The organism is Herminiimonas sp. CN (assembly GCF_000622895.1).
Classification (GTDB): domain Bacteria; phylum Pseudomonadota; class Gammaproteobacteria; order Burkholderiales; family Burkholderiaceae_D; genus AVCC01.
This window is the reverse complement of record NZ_AVCC01000013.1, coordinates 1-16,079: the sequence shown is the minus strand read 5'-3', so window position 1 is coordinate 16,079 and position 16,079 is coordinate 1. Positions and strand designations below refer to the sequence as shown.

At 59.6% G+C, this 16,079-nt stretch carries 19 protein-coding genes; 8 read left to right on the top strand and 11 right to left on the bottom strand.

The window, feature by feature from the left end; genetic code table 11:
* Nucleotides 1–128 precede the first annotated feature (128 nt).
* Nucleotides 129–626: a hypothetical protein gene (locus HMCN_RS0104785; protein ID WP_025916305.1), complete on the top strand. Its 498-nt coding sequence runs from the start codon at nt 129–131 to the stop codon at nt 624–626.
* Nucleotides 627–755: 129 nt separating this feature from the next.
* On the opposite strand, the gene HMCN_RS0104775 is transcribed toward HMCN_RS0104785, so the two are convergent.
* The 9 genes from HMCN_RS0104775 to HMCN_RS0104735 form a co-directional block, all read right to left on the bottom strand.
* Complete coding sequence (locus HMCN_RS0104775; protein ID WP_025916304.1) at nt 756–2,129, bottom strand: 4Fe-4S binding protein; 1,374 nt, start codon at nt 2,127–2,129, stop codon at nt 756–758.
* Nucleotides 2,126–2,959 carry an FTR1 family protein gene (locus HMCN_RS0104770; protein WP_025916303.1) on the bottom strand — a complete coding sequence of 278 codons (834 nt, stop codon included), beginning with the start codon at nt 2,957–2,959 and terminating at the stop codon, nt 2,126–2,128. The genes HMCN_RS0104775 and HMCN_RS0104770 overlap by 4 nt, the downstream gene beginning before the upstream one ends.
* 13 nt (nt 2,960–2,972) lie before the next feature.
* Nucleotides 2,973–3,305 carry a cupredoxin domain-containing protein gene (locus tag HMCN_RS0104765; RefSeq protein ID WP_025916302.1) on the bottom strand — a complete coding sequence of 111 codons (333 nt, stop codon included), beginning with the start codon at nt 3,303–3,305 and terminating at the stop codon, nt 2,973–2,975.
* Nucleotides 3,306–3,351: 46 nt separating this feature from the next.
* Nucleotides 3,352–3,894 carry an iron transporter gene (locus HMCN_RS0104760; RefSeq protein WP_025916301.1) on the bottom strand — a complete coding sequence of 181 codons (543 nt, stop codon included), beginning with the start codon at nt 3,892–3,894 and terminating at the stop codon, nt 3,352–3,354.
* A gap of 109 nt (nt 3,895–4,003) precedes the next feature.
* The gene (locus HMCN_RS0104755) at nt 4,004–4,864 is read right to left on the bottom strand and encodes a DMT family transporter (RefSeq protein WP_025916300.1); all 861 of its coding nucleotides are present in this window, start codon (nt 4,862–4,864) and stop codon (nt 4,004–4,006) included.
* A 64-nt stretch (nt 4,865–4,928) separates the two neighbouring features.
* Nucleotides 4,929–5,624 carry a DUF3025 domain-containing protein gene (locus HMCN_RS0104750; RefSeq protein WP_025916299.1) on the bottom strand — a complete coding sequence of 232 codons (696 nt, stop codon included), beginning with the start codon at nt 5,622–5,624 and terminating at the stop codon, nt 4,929–4,931.
* A 395-nt stretch (nt 5,625–6,019) separates the two neighbouring features.
* The gene (locus HMCN_RS0104745; protein WP_025916298.1) at nt 6,020–6,367 is read right to left on the bottom strand and encodes a DUF4148 domain-containing protein; all 348 of its coding nucleotides are present in this window, start codon (nt 6,365–6,367) and stop codon (nt 6,020–6,022) included.
* A gap of 362 nt (nt 6,368–6,729) precedes the next feature.
* Entirely contained in the window at nt 6,730–7,728 is a 999-nt protein-coding gene (locus HMCN_RS18200; protein WP_025916297.1) for a hypothetical protein, read from the bottom strand.
* A 143-nt stretch (nt 7,729–7,871) separates the two neighbouring features.
* A complete protein-coding gene (locus HMCN_RS0104735) occupies nt 7,872–8,696 on the bottom strand; it encodes a DUF3025 domain-containing protein (RefSeq protein WP_035625832.1) in 825 nt (274 codons plus the stop codon).
* A 284-nt stretch (nt 8,697–8,980) separates the two neighbouring features.
* Here HMCN_RS0104735 and rplU point away from each other — a divergent pair, with 284 nt between their 5' ends.
* From rplU to proB, 4 genes are all read left to right on the top strand, one after another.
* Nucleotides 8,981–9,292, top strand: coding sequence for a 50S ribosomal protein L21 (gene rplU / locus HMCN_RS0104725; protein WP_025916338.1), 312 nt, complete (start codon nt 8,981–8,983; stop codon nt 9,290–9,292).
* A 46-nt stretch (nt 9,293–9,338) separates the two neighbouring features.
* On the top strand, nt 9,339–9,596 hold the full coding sequence (gene rpmA, locus HMCN_RS0104720) for a 50S ribosomal protein L27 (protein WP_025916295.1): 258 nt from the start codon (nt 9,339–9,341) through the stop codon (nt 9,594–9,596).
* 95 nt (nt 9,597–9,691) lie between these two features.
* Nucleotides 9,692–10,801 (top strand): Obg family GTPase CgtA, encoded by a 1,110-nt coding sequence (cgtA, locus tag HMCN_RS0104715; protein WP_025916294.1) that lies wholly within the window; start codon nt 9,692–9,694, stop codon nt 10,799–10,801.
* Between the two features lie 141 nt (nt 10,802–10,942).
* Nucleotides 10,943–12,061, top strand: a complete 1,119-nt coding sequence (gene proB, locus HMCN_RS0104710; protein ID WP_025916293.1) for a glutamate 5-kinase — start codon at nt 10,943–10,945, stop codon at nt 12,059–12,061.
* A 46-nt stretch (nt 12,062–12,107) separates the two neighbouring features.
* On the opposite strand, the gene HMCN_RS0104705 is transcribed toward proB, so the two are convergent.
* Together HMCN_RS0104705 and HMCN_RS0104700 are read right to left on the bottom strand one after the other, a co-directional pair.
* Nucleotides 12,108–12,686, bottom strand: coding sequence for a CNP1-like family protein (locus tag HMCN_RS0104705; RefSeq protein ID WP_025916292.1), 579 nt, complete (start codon nt 12,684–12,686; stop codon nt 12,108–12,110).
* Nucleotides 12,679–13,248, bottom strand: a complete 570-nt coding sequence (locus HMCN_RS0104700) for an RNA pyrophosphohydrolase (RefSeq protein ID WP_025916291.1) — start codon at nt 13,246–13,248, stop codon at nt 12,679–12,681. The genes HMCN_RS0104705 and HMCN_RS0104700 overlap by 8 nt, the downstream gene beginning before the upstream one ends.
* Before the next feature lie 209 nt (nt 13,249–13,457).
* Here HMCN_RS0104700 and HMCN_RS0104695 point away from each other — a divergent pair, with 209 nt between their 5' ends.
* The 3 genes from HMCN_RS0104695 to HMCN_RS17290 form a co-directional block, all read left to right on the top strand.
* On the top strand, nt 13,458–15,182 hold the full coding sequence (locus HMCN_RS0104695; RefSeq protein WP_025916290.1) for a proline--tRNA ligase: 1,725 nt from the start codon (nt 13,458–13,460) through the stop codon (nt 15,180–15,182).
* Between the two features lie 56 nt (nt 15,183–15,238).
* On the top strand, nt 15,239–15,868 hold the full coding sequence (locus HMCN_RS0104690; RefSeq protein ID WP_025916289.1) for a lytic transglycosylase domain-containing protein: 630 nt from the start codon (nt 15,239–15,241) through the stop codon (nt 15,866–15,868).
* A gap of 47 nt (nt 15,869–15,915) precedes the next feature.
* The coding region (locus tag HMCN_RS17290; protein ID WP_035625830.1) for a UDP-3-O-acyl-N-acetylglucosamine deacetylase at nt 15,916–16,079 on the top strand (164 nt) is incomplete at its 3' end.

Here is a 16,079-nt window from a genome sequence, read left to right as displayed (position 1 = left end):
CATATTGGGCTAAACCGGGCCGAAACAATGGTCGATTGCACCTGCGTCAGAAGGAAAACTGTCGCCGAACCCGGATCTGCCCGGTAGTGCAGCCGCCTTGCCGGCGCGGATATGGTAAGGTTTCACGCATGCGTTCTCCCTCCTACTCCCCTTATCAGCGCAGCGCCCGCGGGGCGCTGCCGGCGCGCACGCCGCAAGATGCACTGGACTTTTTGCGGGCGCACGACAAGATGGCGGCGCTGATGCCGGCCGTCACCAGGATGGCGGCACTGCAAGCCGATTGCGCGGCGGCGCTGCCGGCAATGTTCGACGCCTGTGCGATATTGCAATTCGAATCCGGCCAACTGGTGCTGTCGACGCCGAATGCCGCGCTGGCGGCAAAACTCAAGCAACAATTGCCGAAATTGCAGGGTATTCTGCTCAAGCGGGGCTGGCAGGTGGATGCAATCCGCCTCAAAGTACTGTTTTTGCCGGCCCTGAAAAAATCCCAGCCGGTCAAGCAATTGACGCTGCCGCAGCAGGCACGCTCGGCGCTGGCGATGCTGGCCGACACGCTGGAAAGCTCACCCCGCAATGCGGCCCTGAAAGCCGCGCTGGACGCCATGGCGCGGCGCGGCCGCGACTGATTCCAATGAATGTGCATTGGGGTATGCGTTAAAACTCGATGCCTGCAACATATTTTTTGGCGGAATCAAAAAATACCATCGCCAGTATGTATTCGCGATCATGCCTCTGCACGGCGTTTTTCCTGTCATCTACCAAATCCAGAACATCAGCACCCAGTTAATATCGACCAGCGCCAGCGCCAGCCCGAATGCGCCCAGCGCCGCCCATCGCCGGGTTGCGCTGGCAGCATACTGGCGCGTAATGCCGATAGCCAGCCAGAACGACCACAGGCTGGCGCCGGTCAGCAGCAACAGCCGCAGGTCACCGATCCAGAATACCGGCACGCCATCGTTCTTGAGCAAATTGACAGTCAGCGCCGACAGGCCGAGAAACACGCCGCAACCGGCCAGCGGAATCAGCGCCTGGCTGAAATGATAAAAGCGCTGGCGCTGCCACGGCCCCAGCAAGCGACTGGCCGTGCCGACGATGGCGGATAACGCACAACCCATCAGCAGCCCCATGCCCAGGATGTAGCCGGCCACCAGCGCGCCGTCGAGCCAGGAAAAGACATCGCGCTGCGCCGGGTAATTGGTCAGCAGCCACCACGGCGCATTCTCGGCGAACGGCCACAGGATGTCGCGCTCGATCAGCCATTCGGCGACCAGCTGCTTGACGGTGATGAAGTGGGGGTTGACGGTCCACTGGAACGCGCCCAGCGCAATGCCGAGCAGGCCGAACAGGATCAGCACGCTCTGCCAGCCGGTCGCCAGCTGTGCGCCCAGCCTGACCACCTCGTGATTCGGCGTGCGGGCAGTCAGCGCAATCGCGTCGCGATGGCCGCTGCAGCGCCCGCACATGTGGCAATCGCTGGCGCCTTGCATCTGGCGCATCGCCACCAGCGGCGCGCAATTGACCGGTTGAATCCGGATCGCGCTGTGGTAGGAACTGCGCCAGGCCTCGGCGTCGACCTTGTAGTGCATCGGCGCCAGCTTGGCGAGCAAGCCGAACACGCCATTCACCGGGCACAGGTATTTGCACCAGACCCGTTTTTCACGCCCGTACAGGTAGCCGATGACGGCTGCGGCCGCGGTGGAGCCGCCCAGCACCAGCAAGGCCGCCTTCGGATATTGATACACGCTGACCAGCTGGCCGTACAGCGTGGTCAGGCTGAATGCCACGAACGGCCAGCCGCCCCAGCGCATCCAGTGCGGTATGGCGCGGTTGCGGCCCTTGCCGCTGGCCCATTCCGTCAGCGCGCCTTCAGGGCACAGCACGCCGCACCACATTCGCCCGAGCAGCACCATGCTGAGCAGCACGAACGGCCACCAGATGCCCCAGAACACGAACTGGGCAAAAATGGTCAGGTTGTTGACGATGTGCGCGCTCTCATCGGGCAGCGGCGACACCGCCGGCAGCACCAGCAATGCGACGTAAAACAGCACCACCACCCATTGCACGCGCCGGATCAGGCTGCCGTGGCGCTGCAGCCAGTGTCCCAGCGGCGCCAGCGCCAGCGCGCTCATGCGGCAGCCGCCGGACGATTACTTAAGCGCAGCAGCCAGCGAATCGCCAGCCAGTAGCCGGCAAAAACGATCAGGTTCAGCAGCGCCGGGCGGGCCCGATAGCCGGTAAAGGACGACACCAGGCTGCCCAGCACCGAGCCGTCATCCAGCAGCCGGCTGCTGTCCCATACCTGGGCGACGATCACCGGCAGCAATTGCACGTCGATCAGCTTTTCCACTCCGCTCATCAGCAGCGAACAGGCCAGCAGCAGCAGCAGGATTTCAGTGACGCGGAAAAACGCGCGCCACGAAACCAGCTTGCCGCCCAGTTGCAGCAGCGCAAAGGTCGCGCCCGCCAGCACAGCTCCCAAACCCAGCGCCAGCCAGAATGGCGCCGAGGTGAAGCCGTTGCTGCCCATCGCCAGGCTGGACAGGAACACCACCGTTTCGCTGCCCTCGCGTGCCACTGCAATCGCCGCCAGCGAAAACACGCCCCACCAGTTTTCGGTTTGTGCGCTGGCGCGTAGCGACTGCTCCATATCCTGCTTCAGCCGCCGCCCATGGCGGCGCATCCAGAACACCATATGGACAATCAGGACTGCCGCTGCCAGCAGCATGCCGGCCATGAAATACGCATGGCCTTCTTCCGACAACAGATCGCCCATCGCCCCGATCCCCAGTCCCAGCAGGAAAGCACCGGCCAAGCCCGCCAGCACGCCGCCCCACAGATACTTCACGCCGCGCGCGCCAGCCGGGTTATGCGACAGCCATGCATACAGGATGCCGACCACCAGCATCGCCTCGACGGTTTCGCGCCACATCACAAACAGGATTTGAGTGAAATTTTGCATGATGGGATCGAATTTATTTGGCGACGATGCTGCCCTGGCCGACGCTGACATGGAAATCATCGAAGTACTTGTACTCGCCGGGTTCCAGCGGGTAAATCACGACAAAGGATTTGCCGCCCGGACTCAATGCCTTTTCCTTGCGCAATTGCTTGCTCTCGAATTCGATTGCCTCGGTGCCGACGTTATGGATTTCCAGTTTGAATTTCTTTCCGGCCGGCACCTGCAACACCTTCGGCGTGAACACGCCATTGTTGCAGTTCAAAGCGAAGGTTGGCAAATCCTCGGCCGCAGATGCCGCGCCTGCGAACAGCAGGGCGGCGCACAATACGCTTAATCGTTTCAACATTTCGCCTCCAAAATCAGGGCCGGATCACTGGTCCGGCGCTTGTCAATCAATAACCGCCTTTTTTACCGGTGCCGGCAAAGGTGAAGTCGTAATTCACATCAAACGGCCTGAACCACGGCGCGACGCCGGTTTCCTTGTCGACATGGCGGCCGAAATGGGCGTGGGTGTTGGCCGACGGCGGCAGCACGGTTAGCTTCAGCTTGTACTTGCCGGGGCCGGACAGCTTGACGTTGTCGCCATAGTGCGGGCCGTCGCTGGCCTGCATCGGCATCAGGTCGCCAGCCGCCTTGAAGTTGCTGCCGACCTTGCTCAGTTCGTACTTCACTACCAGGTACGGCATCCAGTCGCCTTCGGCAAACGCATTTGGATTGTCCTTGACCGCATGAATATCCGCTTCGAGGTGGATATCGGTAGCTTCCACCTTGCCCATCATGCCTTCGGGATCCATCTTGATCGGCTGCAAATACACGGCGCCGATTTCCATCCCATGCAGGATCTGGTGCTTGCCGATCGGCGTTTCTGCCGCACGGGCCGCACTCAGCGTCAATGCCAGGCCGGATAACAATAGGGTGCCGAGGGTTTTTTTCATGGTGCGCCTGCCTTTATAGCGTTTGTCGGATGCAACGAGTCTAGCACAACAATGGGAATCATTCTCATTTGTATTTGGAATTTTTTATGCAGGGGAAAATCGCGGCCGCTCAACCTGCCCGGCGTTTACTCAAAACCACCAGCGCAATGCCGCCCAGGATCGCCAGCGACGACAGCAACAGGCGCAGCGTGATCGGCTCCTGCAGAAAAACGATGCCGCCCGCCGCCGCGATGACCGGCACGCTCAGCTGCACGGTCGCGGCAGCGGGCGTGCTCAGGCCGCGAATCGCCGCGAACCAGACCACATAGCCGAGTCCGGACGCAATCGCACCCGACAGCACTGCATACAGCACGCCGGTTGCGTCCGGGCGCAACTCCGACAGCAGCGCCATGACCAAGCTCAGGCCCAGCGCCAGCCATGCAGCGCGCATGAAATTGCCGGCGGTGGCCGCCGCCGCATCCGGCACGCCGCGGCCGCACAACGAGTACACGCCCCATGCGATGCCTGCCAGCAGCATCAACAAGGCACCGCCCAGCGGCGGCGCCGACAGCCCCGGCAGCATGATCGCCACCAGTCCGGCCACGGCCAGCGCAAAACCACCGCCCTGGCGCAGCGACAGGCGCTCGCCGTCCAGCCAGCCGGCGACCATCATGGTCGCCTGCACCGCGCCAAACAGCAGCAGCGCGCCGGTGCCGGTCGGCAGCCCAGCGTATGCAAAGGAAAATGCGGCCGCATAGACAAACAGCGCCAGCGCGGAGCGCCAGTTGCCGCCCGCCGTCGGCTTGCCGGATGCGCCGCTGCGCAGCGCAACGATCAGCCACAGCGCCAGCGCGCCCGACACCAGCCGGATCGCGGCAAAACTGGCGGCATCGATCGGTGTGGTGCGCAACGCAAAACGGCACAGCAGCGAATTGGCCGCGAAAGCAATCATCGCGGTCATGGTCAAAAACATCAGGCGCGCAGTCGACATCTTGTTTGTTGGAAAGTTGAGTTGGCGCTATTGTGCGCCAGAAATGCAGTGCGGCGTGCGCCGCTCAGCGCTGCCTTTTAGGCCGGAACACGCCGGCATCGGCATAAAACGGGGCATCCTGCCCCGGCCAACAGTCCGGCACGCCGAGCACCGGCAGCGGCGTGAAACCGGCATTGTTCAGGCCTTGAGCGGCCAGTTCCTGCGCCACTTGGCGGTCGACCCAGGCCCGCCGCGCGGCCTGATCCAGCGCAAAATACCAGCCGTCCACCAGCACCACGCGGGTGTGCGCGGTGATCGCCTTGTACGGCGCCACCAGTTTTTCCATCAGCGCATGGACGAACAGCCAGACCTCGGCCGCGGCGCCGAAATCGCCGCGCTGCCCGACCAAGGCTTCCTGCCACCGATGGTTGCGCAACGCATCCACCAGCGCCCGGCCCGGCCGCGCATCGCGCACCACCAGCAACGCCGCGTTTTCGTCGAAGATGGTGGCGGCATCGCGCGCCGGGCCGCGCGCCTTGCCGATGCCGTCCAGCGCAATTTGCGCCGCCTGCAGCGCATTCAGCTGGCGCTTGATGCGTGGAAAACTCAGCCAGACCAGCGCATTGAAGAAATCATGCAAATTCGCGCGCGTCGGCACGCAACCAGCGGCGCTGATGAAGGCTTCGTAGGCGGTGCCTTCCGGCAAACTTTCCTGCGGCACGAAAGACAACGGCAAACCGGCATGGTTATGCAGCGCCAGCCCAGCGGCCTGCGCATTCAATGCCGCGCGCTAGTCCGGCGCCTCGATGATGTTCCAGGCAGCAGCATGAATCGATGCGCACCAGACCCCGGAGCAGTCAATCGAAGAATAAAAAGATGGCGACGCGCCTCTGGCCCCTAAAACTTCTTGTTTGGATTCAAGCAGGAGTATATTGATAAACGCAGTACATTCTGCACGTATTTGCTGCGGAGTTTTAAAATACCTGGCTTAGTATGTTATTGATGCACGTATCGAAAGCGGAGCGGGGATGGTGCCCGGCTGATTTGGCGATGGAATGAAAAACTCCCGCGCCATGATCTGGATCGATGCACCGCGCGGGAGTTGGATCACTACCGAGAGACAGATTGATAGCTACTCAGCATGCATTGAATATCATGCGTTGAAAGCAAGCCATTTCACCTGCTATACATCTCGTCGAAACTCGATGTATGGTTTTTCATATATTCCATCGTTTCAGCCTTTACCTCTTCGCGGGTGCGTCCGGAATAGCGCGAACCAGCAACACCTTGTGCGCCCGCACCGATACCCGGCCGGATCCATTCGTCATGAAATCCATGCTCCCCCGAATTCATCAACGTGCCGTCCTTGCGGGCTTGTTCCAATTCAGCCCGCACTTCCGCACGGGATTTGGTCGATCCTGCGACCGGTTCGTCAGGAGGGTAAGGGCGATCTGCAAATGCCGAACTTGCGGTAACGATCGCAGATAATGCAAACACCGCAGCAATGAATGATCTGGTTTTCATGTCAGCCTCCAACCAGTAATAAAATAACCAGTCCGGCGGCTCAGTCACAAATGCCTTTCACATAGCATCAACCGAAAGAGCCACCTCTCATGCCTGCAATCACCCGATTCCTCGCCTGACTGCAAGCCATCTTCAGGAACCCGCATCTGCTCTTCAATCAAACCAATTCCAATTCGATGCATCTAGCTTCCTAATGGAATTCTAGGTCGGGAAATGTGCAATGCAAGATTTAATCGGTACCGGATCAGTATTAAATGACTGGGTTGCAGGTGCTTGTCTGCAACCCGAGCAGCAATAGATCGCTGAGTTGCACGCGTACAAAATGGTGAAATTCCAACGTATTCAACAGGAAAGCAATGCCGTTATTTCCGGCTGGAACCTGCGGCGCCCAGCAACTGTTGTATTGCGCCGGGTTGATCTGCTGGTTGATCCCGCACCGGTGCCGGTTCCGCAGCCTTGGTGAGCTTGGGCGCAACCGTCTCGGGGGCGTCGAACTGGAACATCCGCAGCGCAAGGCGGGTGAATTCCTGGTGTTCCGGAGGCGTCCTGCTGTGCCAGCTGGCCAGGTAATCATAGAAATTCATTTTCTGCTGCGGTGCGTCAAGATTGAGAAAGCCGACCGCCTGCCAGTCCTGGTTGTGCTCAAGGATCGGCAGGAACAGATTGGCGATCAGTTCGTTCTTGCCGCGCAGATAAGGATTTTCCAGCAGCAGCGGCCCATTTTCCTTGAACCACTGCGCCAGCGACGCATTGGCCGGCAGCCGTCGATGCGGCTCTCCCAGCACCCGTCCCGCATATGCGTTCAGGACCGGTGCGTATGCAGCCCACTCCGGGCGCGGCGGCGATTGCGCCCAGCTCGCCGACATTCGTCTCAAGGCATACAGCGAGACCGTCTCGCACAATGTTTCCTCGAACCACAGATGGGATGCAATTCTGGGCGGCGCGTGATTCTCGTAGTTGGCAAGAATATGGAACAGCTCGTGCGAGAACTCATATACATACTCTGCCCAGCGCCGGCCCTTGGCCGCCAGATGCACCTGATATTCGTTTGCCGGCCCCTTTTGGTACAGCACAATGGGATTCTGGTAGGTGGGCGAGACGACGATAGGATTTAGTTGCCGCTGCGGAAAATGCACCAGCAGTTGATCGGCCACTGCATAGAGCAAGGCTTCGATCTCTTCCGGCTGCGCATCGCCCCATTCGCCCGCCGCGACCCGGATCATCAGCCCGTGGCTATTTTCCGCACGGTTGCTGTTGCCGATCTTTTTCTGCTGCGGCTCGGCTCTCAAGTCGGCAGCACGCACGTCATGCGTGGCCAAAATTGACAGCGCGATCGACGCACCCGCAATAACCCGTTTCATGGCTGCCTCACGCGACCGAAGCGGCGACATTATGGAGAATGCAATACCGCCTGCGGCTGTTTAACATTCCGCAATTAAAATGCGCATGGCTTCATGTGCATTCTCGAAGCCATACTATCAATATAGTCCATCATAAGAGACATTTATCGACATCCGCTGCCAGCTGGGCTTCTTGCCACCCTAGGCGGCCGGAACACGCTGGTATCGTCATAAAATGCCTGATCTTGCCCCGGCCACCAATCGGGTACGCCGAGTACCGGCAGCGGGGTGAAGCAGGCTGCGCTCAACCCTTGATCGGTGAGCTCCTGTGCGACCTGGCGGTCTATCCAGTCGCGGCGCGCAGAGCGATCCAATGCGAAATAAGTGTCATCCACCAACACCGCACGGGTGTGGGCGGTGATGGCCTTGTACGGCGCCACCAGTTTTTCCATCAATGCATGGCCGAACAGCCAGACTTCGGCCTCGCTGCCGAAATCGCCGCGCTGCTGGGTAAAGGCATCTTGCCATTGATGGTTGCGCAAGGCGTCAAGCCGCGCTCGGCCCGGCGGCGCATCGCGCACCAGCAGCAGCGCTGCGTTTTCGTCAAAAATGGTGGCCGCATCGCGCGCCGGGCCGCGTGCATGCCCGATGCCGTCCAGTGCGATCTGCGCCGCCTGCAGCGCATTGAGCGCACGCTTGATGCGCGGGAAACTGAGCCAGACCAGCGCATTGAAGAAATCGTGCAGATTTTCGCGCGTCGGCACGCAAGCGCTGGCGCTGATGAATGCTTCGTAAGCGGCGCCATCGGGGAGATCTCCCTGCGGGACGAACGAAAGTGGCAGGCCGCGATGATTGCGCAGCGCCAGCACGACTGCCTGCGCATTCAACGCTGCGCGCCAGTTGGGCGCATGAATGATGTTCTGGGCCGCAGCGTGAATCGATGCATACCATGGTCGGGACCAGTCAATGGCAGAGTAAAAGGACGGCAATATGCGACTCCAGACTTGCGGCAAGCATGCAAAAATTGGTTTAAACGGAGTATATAGTCAAACATGCTTGTGTTTCGGTCGTGTGTATATAGGCTGGCATTTCGGATGGCGGGGGTGTGTGAGCGGCCGTCTTGGAACGGATGCGGCATGCCTGCCGCAATCAACCTGAGCAGATTTTGACCGGCAACGCAAGTCCATGTATAATTTGCGGTTTTCCGTGTTGGGTAGGTGGTTTTTGCCTGTTTCGGGAAAAAAGTTTATTCAATCATTTGATGAGGTTCCACATGTACGCGGTCATAAAAACCGGTGGCAAACAATATAAAGTTGTTGCTGGTGAAAAATTTAAAGTAGAACAGATACCTGCAGACATTGGCTCCGAAATCACCCTAGATCAAGTGCTCGCAGTGGGCTCAGGTGACACCATTAAATTTGGTGCGCCGCTGGTTGAAGGTGCAACGGTGCTGGTTACGGTAGTGGCGCAAGGGCGTCACGACAAGGTCAAGATTTTCAAGATGCGTCGTCGTAAGCATTACCAGAAACACCAAGGCCATCGTCAAAATTACACCGAACTGCAAATCGTTTCCATCAACGCTTGATTTAATTCGGCGTTGCTCGAACTAACCAGATACCAAGGAGTTTCAAATGGCACATAAAAAAGGCGGCGGCACCACGCGCAACGGTCGTGATTCCGAGTCAAAGCGACTTGGCGTTAAAGTGTACGGCGGCCAGGTAATCAATGCCGGCGGCATCATCATTCGCCAGCGCGGCACCAAAGTGCATCCGGGCGAAAACGTCGGCATGGGCAAGGATCACACTTTGTTCGCGTTGACCAACGGCAAGGTGCAGTTCGTCATCAAAGGCGCATTGCAGCGCCAGTTCGTGACAGTAGTACCTGCATAAGCATCGTTTGTAACGATTGCGCAGTGTAAGGCGAAAGCCTTCAATCGAAAGGCTCTGCCCAAGGTAGGGCCTTTTTAGTTTTTTGGCGGCACAACATGAAGTTTATCGACGAAGCAAAAATTGAAGTCATTGCTGGTGACGGCGGCAACGGTGTCGCGTCATTCTGTCGTGAAAAATTCAGGCCCTTCGGCGGTCCGGACGGCGGTGATGGCGGCAAGGGCGGCAGCATTTATGCGGTGGCTGACCGCAATATCAATACGCTGGTGGATTTCCGTTTTTCCAAGCTGCACAAGGCGCGCGACGGTGAAAACGGCCGCGGCGCCGATTGTTACGGCAAGGGTGCCGACGACATCATGCTGCGCATGCCGGTTGGAACATTGATTGCCGATTACAACACCGGCGAAGCCATTGCCGATCTGACCGAGCACGGCCAGAAAGTCTTGCTGGCCAAGGGCGGCGAGGGCGGCTGGGGCAATATCCACTTCAAATCTTCGACCAACCGGGCGCCGCGCCAGAAGAGCGACGGCAAGGAAGGCGAACGGCGCGAACTGCGGCTGGAACTGAAGGTGCTGGCCGACGTCGGCTTGCTGGGCATGCCGAATGCCGGCAAATCGACCTTCATCACGGCGGTTTCGAATGCCCGGCCGAAGATTGCCGATTATCCCTTTACGACATTGCATCCGAATCTGGGCGTGGTGCGCGTCAGCCACGAGAAAAGTTTCGTGATTGCCGATGTGCCCGGCCTGATCGAAGGTGCGGCCGAAGGCGCCGGCTTGGGGCACCAGTTCCTGCGCCATTTGCAGCGTACCGGTTTGCTGTTGCACATCGTCGATCTGGCCTCGTTCGATGAATCGGTTGACCCGGTCAAGGAAGCCAAGGCTCTGGTCAAAGAATTGAAGAAATACGATGAGTCGCTGGTCGACAAGCCGCGCTGGCTGGTATTGAACAAGCTCGACGTGATACCGGAAGATGAGCGTAAAAAGCGCGTCAAGGATTTCATCAAGCGCTTCGCCTGGAAAGGTCCGGTATTCGAAATTTCCGCGCTCAATCGCGAGGGCTGCGAAGAGTTGGTGACGGCGATTTACCGTCACCTGGAAGAAAAGCGCAATGCCGAACACCGCGCCGAAGAAATGCAAATGACGGAAGAAGCGCGCGGCATTGCATCGATAGACCCGGACGACCCTCGCTTCAAGATTATCGATTAAGCCGTTTTCCATCTGCATTCCAAATGCGGCGGGACGGCGAGTGCCGCTAGCGCCGTTTTTCGATGCGAAGGCAAGCGCGCAGGGGCGCGCTGATTGTTAGCTGATTCTTGACCGATTTTTCTCCCGCAGCAACTGAAAAATATGCACTCTGTTATTCAAAACGCCAAACGCCTGGTGGTTAAAGTCGGCTCCTCGCTGGTGACCAATGACGGGCGGGGGCTGGATCACGCCGCAATCGCCAGGTGGGCCGATCAAATCGCCCGTTTGCGCCAGATGGGCAAGGAAGTGGTGCTGGTCAGTTCGGGCGCGATTGCCGAAGGCATGTTGCGTCTTGGCTTCGAAAAGCGCCCGACCGGTATCGACAAGCTGCAAGCCTGCGCCGCAGTCGGGCAAATGGGCTTGGCCCACATCTACGAAACCAGTTTTCAGGCGCACGGTTTGCGTACCGCGCAGGTGCTGCTGACCCATGCCGACCTGGCGCACCGCGAGCGCTATCTGAATGCGCGCTCGACCCTATTTACCCTGCTGCGCTTGGGCGTGGTGCCGATCATCAACGAAAACGACACAGTGGTCACCGACGAGATCAAGTTCGGCGATAACGATACTCTGGGCGCTCTGGTGGCAAATTTGATCGAAGGAGATGCATTAATCATTCTGACCGACCAGAAGGGCTTGTACACCGCCGACCCGCGCAAGGATCCGGCTGCGGTATTCGTGCACCATGCCAAGGCCGGCGATCTGGCGCTGGAGGCGATGGCTGGCGGTGCCGGCAGCAGCATCGGGCGCGGCGGCATGCTGACCAAAATACTGGCGGCAAAAAGGGCTGCGAGCTCCGGTGCGCATACCGTAATTGCCTGGGGGCGTGAGGATGATGTCCTTACCCGTCTGGCAAGCGGGGAATTGATAGGTACGCAGTTGACTGCGCAAACCGGGCAATTAACCGCGCGCAAACAGTGGATGGCCGACCATTTGCAGACTGCCGGCAGGGTCGTGCTGGATGCGGGCGCGGTGCAAAAAATCAGTGACGAAGGCAAATCGCTGCTGCCGATCGGCGTCATCCAGGTGCATGGCGAATTCAGCCGGGGCGAAGTCATTACCTGTACCGACGAAGACGGACGTGCAATCGGGCGCGGCCTGACCAATTATTCAAGTTCGGATGCGCGCCGCATCATCCGGCATCCTTCCGGAGATATCGAGTCGATTCTGGGTTTTATCGAAGAACCGGAGCTGATTCACCGCGATAACCTGGTGCTGCTGTAAGGGGGGCGGCGCTGCACCGGCGCCGCCAAGTTGAACACATCCCTAACTAATTGCCGGAAACCGGCAATGGCCGGTGACTGCGTATCCTGTTGATGATTTCGCTGGACTTGCCGGCGACTTGACCGTCCCGGCAGAAATAGTCCTGCGCTAGCGTCACATGCTGCCGGTTGGCGGCATTCTTGAAAATCGGCTGCCATTCATCCCGCCTGGCGCGCGACCAGCTGCCGTCGGCGCGGCCGAATGCATACAGTTTCTTCTCGAGCGTCTGGCAGCGTATTCCCTCATAACTGATGCTGGCGGCGCCCGCGCTGCTGTGCGCCACCAGCGTGTAGCGCACCACGCCGTCGGTGCCGACCGTCAGTGCCTTCGGATCGATGTGAAAGCGCTGTGACGTATTGGGCGTGATGTCGAAATGCAGCAAGGCGGAGGCATCGGGCGCAGCCGGCAGTTCCACCGGCTGCTCCTGCCAGGCTTTGACCTGGTCGCTTTCTTCTTCATGCTGTGACTGGATCTGCGCCATTGCGCTGCCTGCCAGCAGTGCCAGCACGGCTGTTGCCAGAAAAAGCGCAGGCTTGTTGCGGACGACGCTCAGTGTGCGGATTTTTTGCATGAGAAATTCATTCATCCTTGGATTCCGTTTCCGGCATGCGGGGCGCGTGCGGTTGGCGCAGGTAGCGTGCGGTGTGGCGCTGTGACTGAGGCGCGCCAGTCGCTGGTCGCGAAAGGAAGCGCGACAGTTCCTGCAGCGCCTTTTGGTAGACGTCGCGCTTGAACTCGATTACCACGTCCAGCGGCACCCAATAGTCGTGCCAGCGCCAGGCGTCGAATTCCGGATGCTCGCTGATGCGCAGGTTGACGTCACAATCGCGACCCACCATCCGCAGCAGGAACCAGATTTGCTTCTGGCCGCGATAGTGGCCGCGGATTTCACGCTTGATGAAATGATCCGGCACTTCATAGCGCAGCCAGTCGCGGGTGCGGCCGACCACGCGGACATGTTCCGGCCGCAAGCCGACCTCCTCTTCCAGTTCGCGGAACATCGCCTGTTCCGGCGATTCTCCGTATTTGATGCCGCCTTGCGGAAATTGCCATGAGTGCTCGCGCACCCGTTTGCCCCACCACACTTCGTTTTGCGTGTTGAGCAGGACAATGCCGACGTTGGGGCGAAACCCTTCACGGTCCAGCATATTGCACCTCGATACTTTCTGCCGCTAGCTGCACCTCATCCTGGGTTCGGCACCTAATTTGGTGCCGGCCAGACACCGTGCACAACCCGTCCGCGGGCGGCGTTGTGCAGTGTTCTGAACCAATTGTACGAAGATGTGATGCATCAGCCTGCGAATACTTTAAAATTGAGTTGATTATAACTCTCTCTTTTTAAAAAGAATCCATCGTCATGCGCGCTTCCCGTTTTTTCATTTCCACCCTTAAAGAAGCACCTTCGGATGCTGAAATTGTCAGTCACAAGCTCATGATGCGCGCTGGCATGGTCAAGCGCATCGGCTCCGGTATCTATACCTATATGCCGATGGGTTTGCGCGTCATTCGCAAGGTGGAAGCCATCGTGCGCGAAGAAATGGAGCGCGCGGGCGCCATCGAGTTGCTGATGCCTGTGGTGCAGCCGGCCGAGTTGTGGCAGGAAACCGGGCGCTGGGACAAGATGGGCCCGGAACTGATGCGGGTCAAGGACCGCCACGGCCGCGATTACGCGATCCAGCCGACTTCGGAAGAAGTGATCACCGATGTGGTGCGCTCGGAGGTCAAGTCGTACCGCCAGTTGCCGCTCAACTTCTACCATATCCAAACCAAGTTCCGCGACGAGCGCCGGCCGCGTTTCGGCCTGATGCGCGGGCGCGAATTCACCATGAAGGATGCCTATTCGTTCGATCGCGATCTGGCCGGCCTGCAGCAGTCGTATCAGCGGATGTACGACGCCTATGTGCGCATTTTCAATCGCTTCGGCCTGCAATTCCGGGCGGTGGCGGCCGACAACGGCGCCATCGGCGGCACCGGCTCGCACGAGTTCCACGTCATCACCGATACCGGCGAAGACGCCATCGTGTATTGCCCGAGTTCCGATTACGCGGCCAACATGGAGGCGGCGGAAGCGGTGCCGCTGGCTGAGCAGCGTCCTGCTGCCAGCGAAGCGCTGGTCAAGACTGCCACGCCGGGCCAGGCCAAATGCGAGCAGGTGGCCGAATATCTGAAGATTCCGCTGGAAAAAACCATCAAGTCGATCGTGCTGACGGTCGAAAAGCCGGAAGGCAAGGAAGTCTGGCTGCTGTTGCTGCGCGGCGACCACAACCTGAATGAGGTCAAGGTGAGCAAGCTCGACGGCATCGCCGGCTATCGTTTTGCCATCGAAGAGGAAATCATCGAATGGTTCGGCACCAAGCCCGGTTACCTGGGGCCGATCGATACGCTCAAACCGATCCGGCTAGTGGCCGACCGCACGGTCGCCCGCATGAGCGACTTTGTCTGCGGCGCGAATACCGAGGATTATCACTTTACCGGCGCCAATTGGGGTCGCGACCTGGCGGAGCCGCTGGTGGCCGATTTGCGCAACGTGGTGGCGGGCGATCCGTCGCCCGACGGCCGTGGCGTGCTGGCGATCCAGCGCGGCATCGAGGTCGGGCATGTGTTCCAGCTCGGCACCAACTATTCCGAATCGATGAAGGCGACCTTCCTGGACGAGAATGGCAAGCCGCAATTGCTGCAGATGGGCTGCTACGGCATCGGCATAACGCGCATTCTGGGGGCGGCGATCGAGCAGAATTTCGACGACAAAGGTATCATCTGGCCGGCAGCGCTGGCGCCGTTCGAGGTGGTGCTGTGTCCGATGGGCTACGACCGCAGCGAGGCGGTCAAGGCTGAAACCGACCGTTTGTATGCGGCGCTGCAGGCCGCCGGCGTCGACGTGATGCTGGACGACCGCGGCGAGCGCCCGGGCGCGATGTTCGCCGACTGGGAATTGATCGGGGTGCCGCACCGGGTGGTGATCGGCGATCGCGGTCTGAAGGAAGGCAAGCTGGAATACCAGGGCCGGCGCGATAGCGCAGCAACCGTGGTGCTGGCAGCGGAGATGGCGGACTTCGTGCGGGCCCGCCTGGCGGCTGCGTGATCCCGATATTTTTATGGAGTATTTATAATGTCGCATGATTATATTGCGGAAACGGCATGGTTTTAAGTAGTACAGAGAGGGTGTATAAGATTGGTGCGCGACTGGCTCTGGGCCTTGGCCTGAGCATCTGCCTGCAGGCGCAGGCCGGCAACCAGCAGGAAATCGCGCTGGCCGATTCGGTGCGGGTCGCACTGGCGCAGGCGGTTGCCGACGGGCGGCCGCCCAAGCCGCAGATCGAAGATGCCAGTGAGCGTATCCAATACCTGCGCTGGCTGGGCGCGATGTCGCAGCGCTTGCAAAAGAAAATCCCCGATACGCAGATGCGGCAGGAATTCCTGGAGTCGGTCTGGTATGAAGCGACCCGCGCCGGGCTCGATCCGGCCATGGTGCTGGGTCTGATCCAGGTCGAATCGGCCTTCCGCAAATACGCGATGTCGGTGGTCGGCGCGCGCGGCTACATGCAGGTGATGCCGTTCTGGACCCGGATCATCGGCGACAGCGACCACAGCAAGCTGTTCCAGATGCAAGCCAATCTGCGCTACGGCTGCGCGATCCTGCGCATGTACATCGACATGGAAAAAGGCAATCTGTACCTGGCCCTGGGGCGCTATAACGGCAGCCGCGGCCGTCCGGATTATCCGAATGCGGTGCTGTCGGCCTGGAACAAGTGGAAATTGCAGGGTTAGGCTCCTGTTTGTCATCAGCCCGAGCAATTATCAGTAAAAATAAAAAAATGTTGAAACAAAGAACCATCAAAAAAATAGTCAAAACCGTCGGCGTCGGGCTGCATTCCGGCACCAAGGTCGAACTGACCTTGCGCCCGAGCGGCCCGGACAGCGGGATCACCTTTCGTCGCGTCGATCTCGATCCGATCGTCAGTTTCCCGGCCGCCGCGCT

What these genes read in the sequence shown, in the direction of transcription:
- rplU (WP_025916338.1), top strand. Translation starts at nt 8,981, where the DNA reads ATGTACGCGGTCATAAAAACCGGTGGCAAACAATATAAAGTTGTTGCT.
- HMCN_RS0104785 (WP_025916305.1), top strand. Translation starts at nt 129, where the DNA reads ATGCGTTCTCCCTCCTACTCCCCTTATCAGCGCAGCGCCCGCGGGGCG.
- HMCN_RS0104775 (WP_025916304.1), bottom strand. Translation starts at nt 2,129, where the DNA reads ATGAGCGCGCTGGCGCTGGCGCCGCTGGGACACTGGCTGCAGCGCCAC.
- HMCN_RS0104700 (WP_025916291.1), bottom strand. Translation starts at nt 13,248, where the DNA reads ATGCTGGACCGTGAAGGGTTTCGCCCCAACGTCGGCATTGTCCTGCTC.
- HMCN_RS18200 (WP_025916297.1), bottom strand. Translation starts at nt 7,728, where the DNA reads ATGAAACGGGTTATTGCGGGTGCGTCGATCGCGCTGTCAATTTTGGCC.
- HMCN_RS0104705 (WP_025916292.1), bottom strand. Translation starts at nt 12,686, where the DNA reads ATGAATGAATTTCTCATGCAAAAAATCCGCACACTGAGCGTCGTCCGC.
- HMCN_RS0104760 (WP_025916301.1), bottom strand. Translation starts at nt 3,894, where the DNA reads ATGAAAAAAACCCTCGGCACCCTATTGTTATCCGGCCTGGCATTGACG.
- HMCN_RS0104745 (WP_025916298.1), bottom strand. Translation starts at nt 6,367, where the DNA reads ATGAAAACCAGATCATTCATTGCTGCGGTGTTTGCATTATCTGCGATC.
- HMCN_RS0104765 (WP_025916302.1), bottom strand. Translation starts at nt 3,305, where the DNA reads ATGTTGAAACGATTAAGCGTATTGTGCGCCGCCCTGCTGTTCGCAGGC.
- HMCN_RS0104690 (WP_025916289.1), top strand. Translation starts at nt 15,239, where the DNA reads ATGGTTTTAAGTAGTACAGAGAGGGTGTATAAGATTGGTGCGCGACTG.
- HMCN_RS0104770 (WP_025916303.1), bottom strand. Translation starts at nt 2,959, where the DNA reads ATGCAAAATTTCACTCAAATCCTGTTTGTGATGTGGCGCGAAACCGTC.
- HMCN_RS0104695 (WP_025916290.1), top strand. Translation starts at nt 13,458, where the DNA reads ATGCGCGCTTCCCGTTTTTTCATTTCCACCCTTAAAGAAGCACCTTCG.
- cgtA (WP_025916294.1), top strand. Translation starts at nt 9,692, where the DNA reads ATGAAGTTTATCGACGAAGCAAAAATTGAAGTCATTGCTGGTGACGGC.
- HMCN_RS0104755 (WP_025916300.1), bottom strand. Translation starts at nt 4,864, where the DNA reads ATGTCGACTGCGCGCCTGATGTTTTTGACCATGACCGCGATGATTGCT.
- proB (WP_025916293.1), top strand. Translation starts at nt 10,943, where the DNA reads ATGCACTCTGTTATTCAAAACGCCAAACGCCTGGTGGTTAAAGTCGGC.
- rpmA (WP_025916295.1), top strand. Translation starts at nt 9,339, where the DNA reads ATGGCACATAAAAAAGGCGGCGGCACCACGCGCAACGGTCGTGATTCC.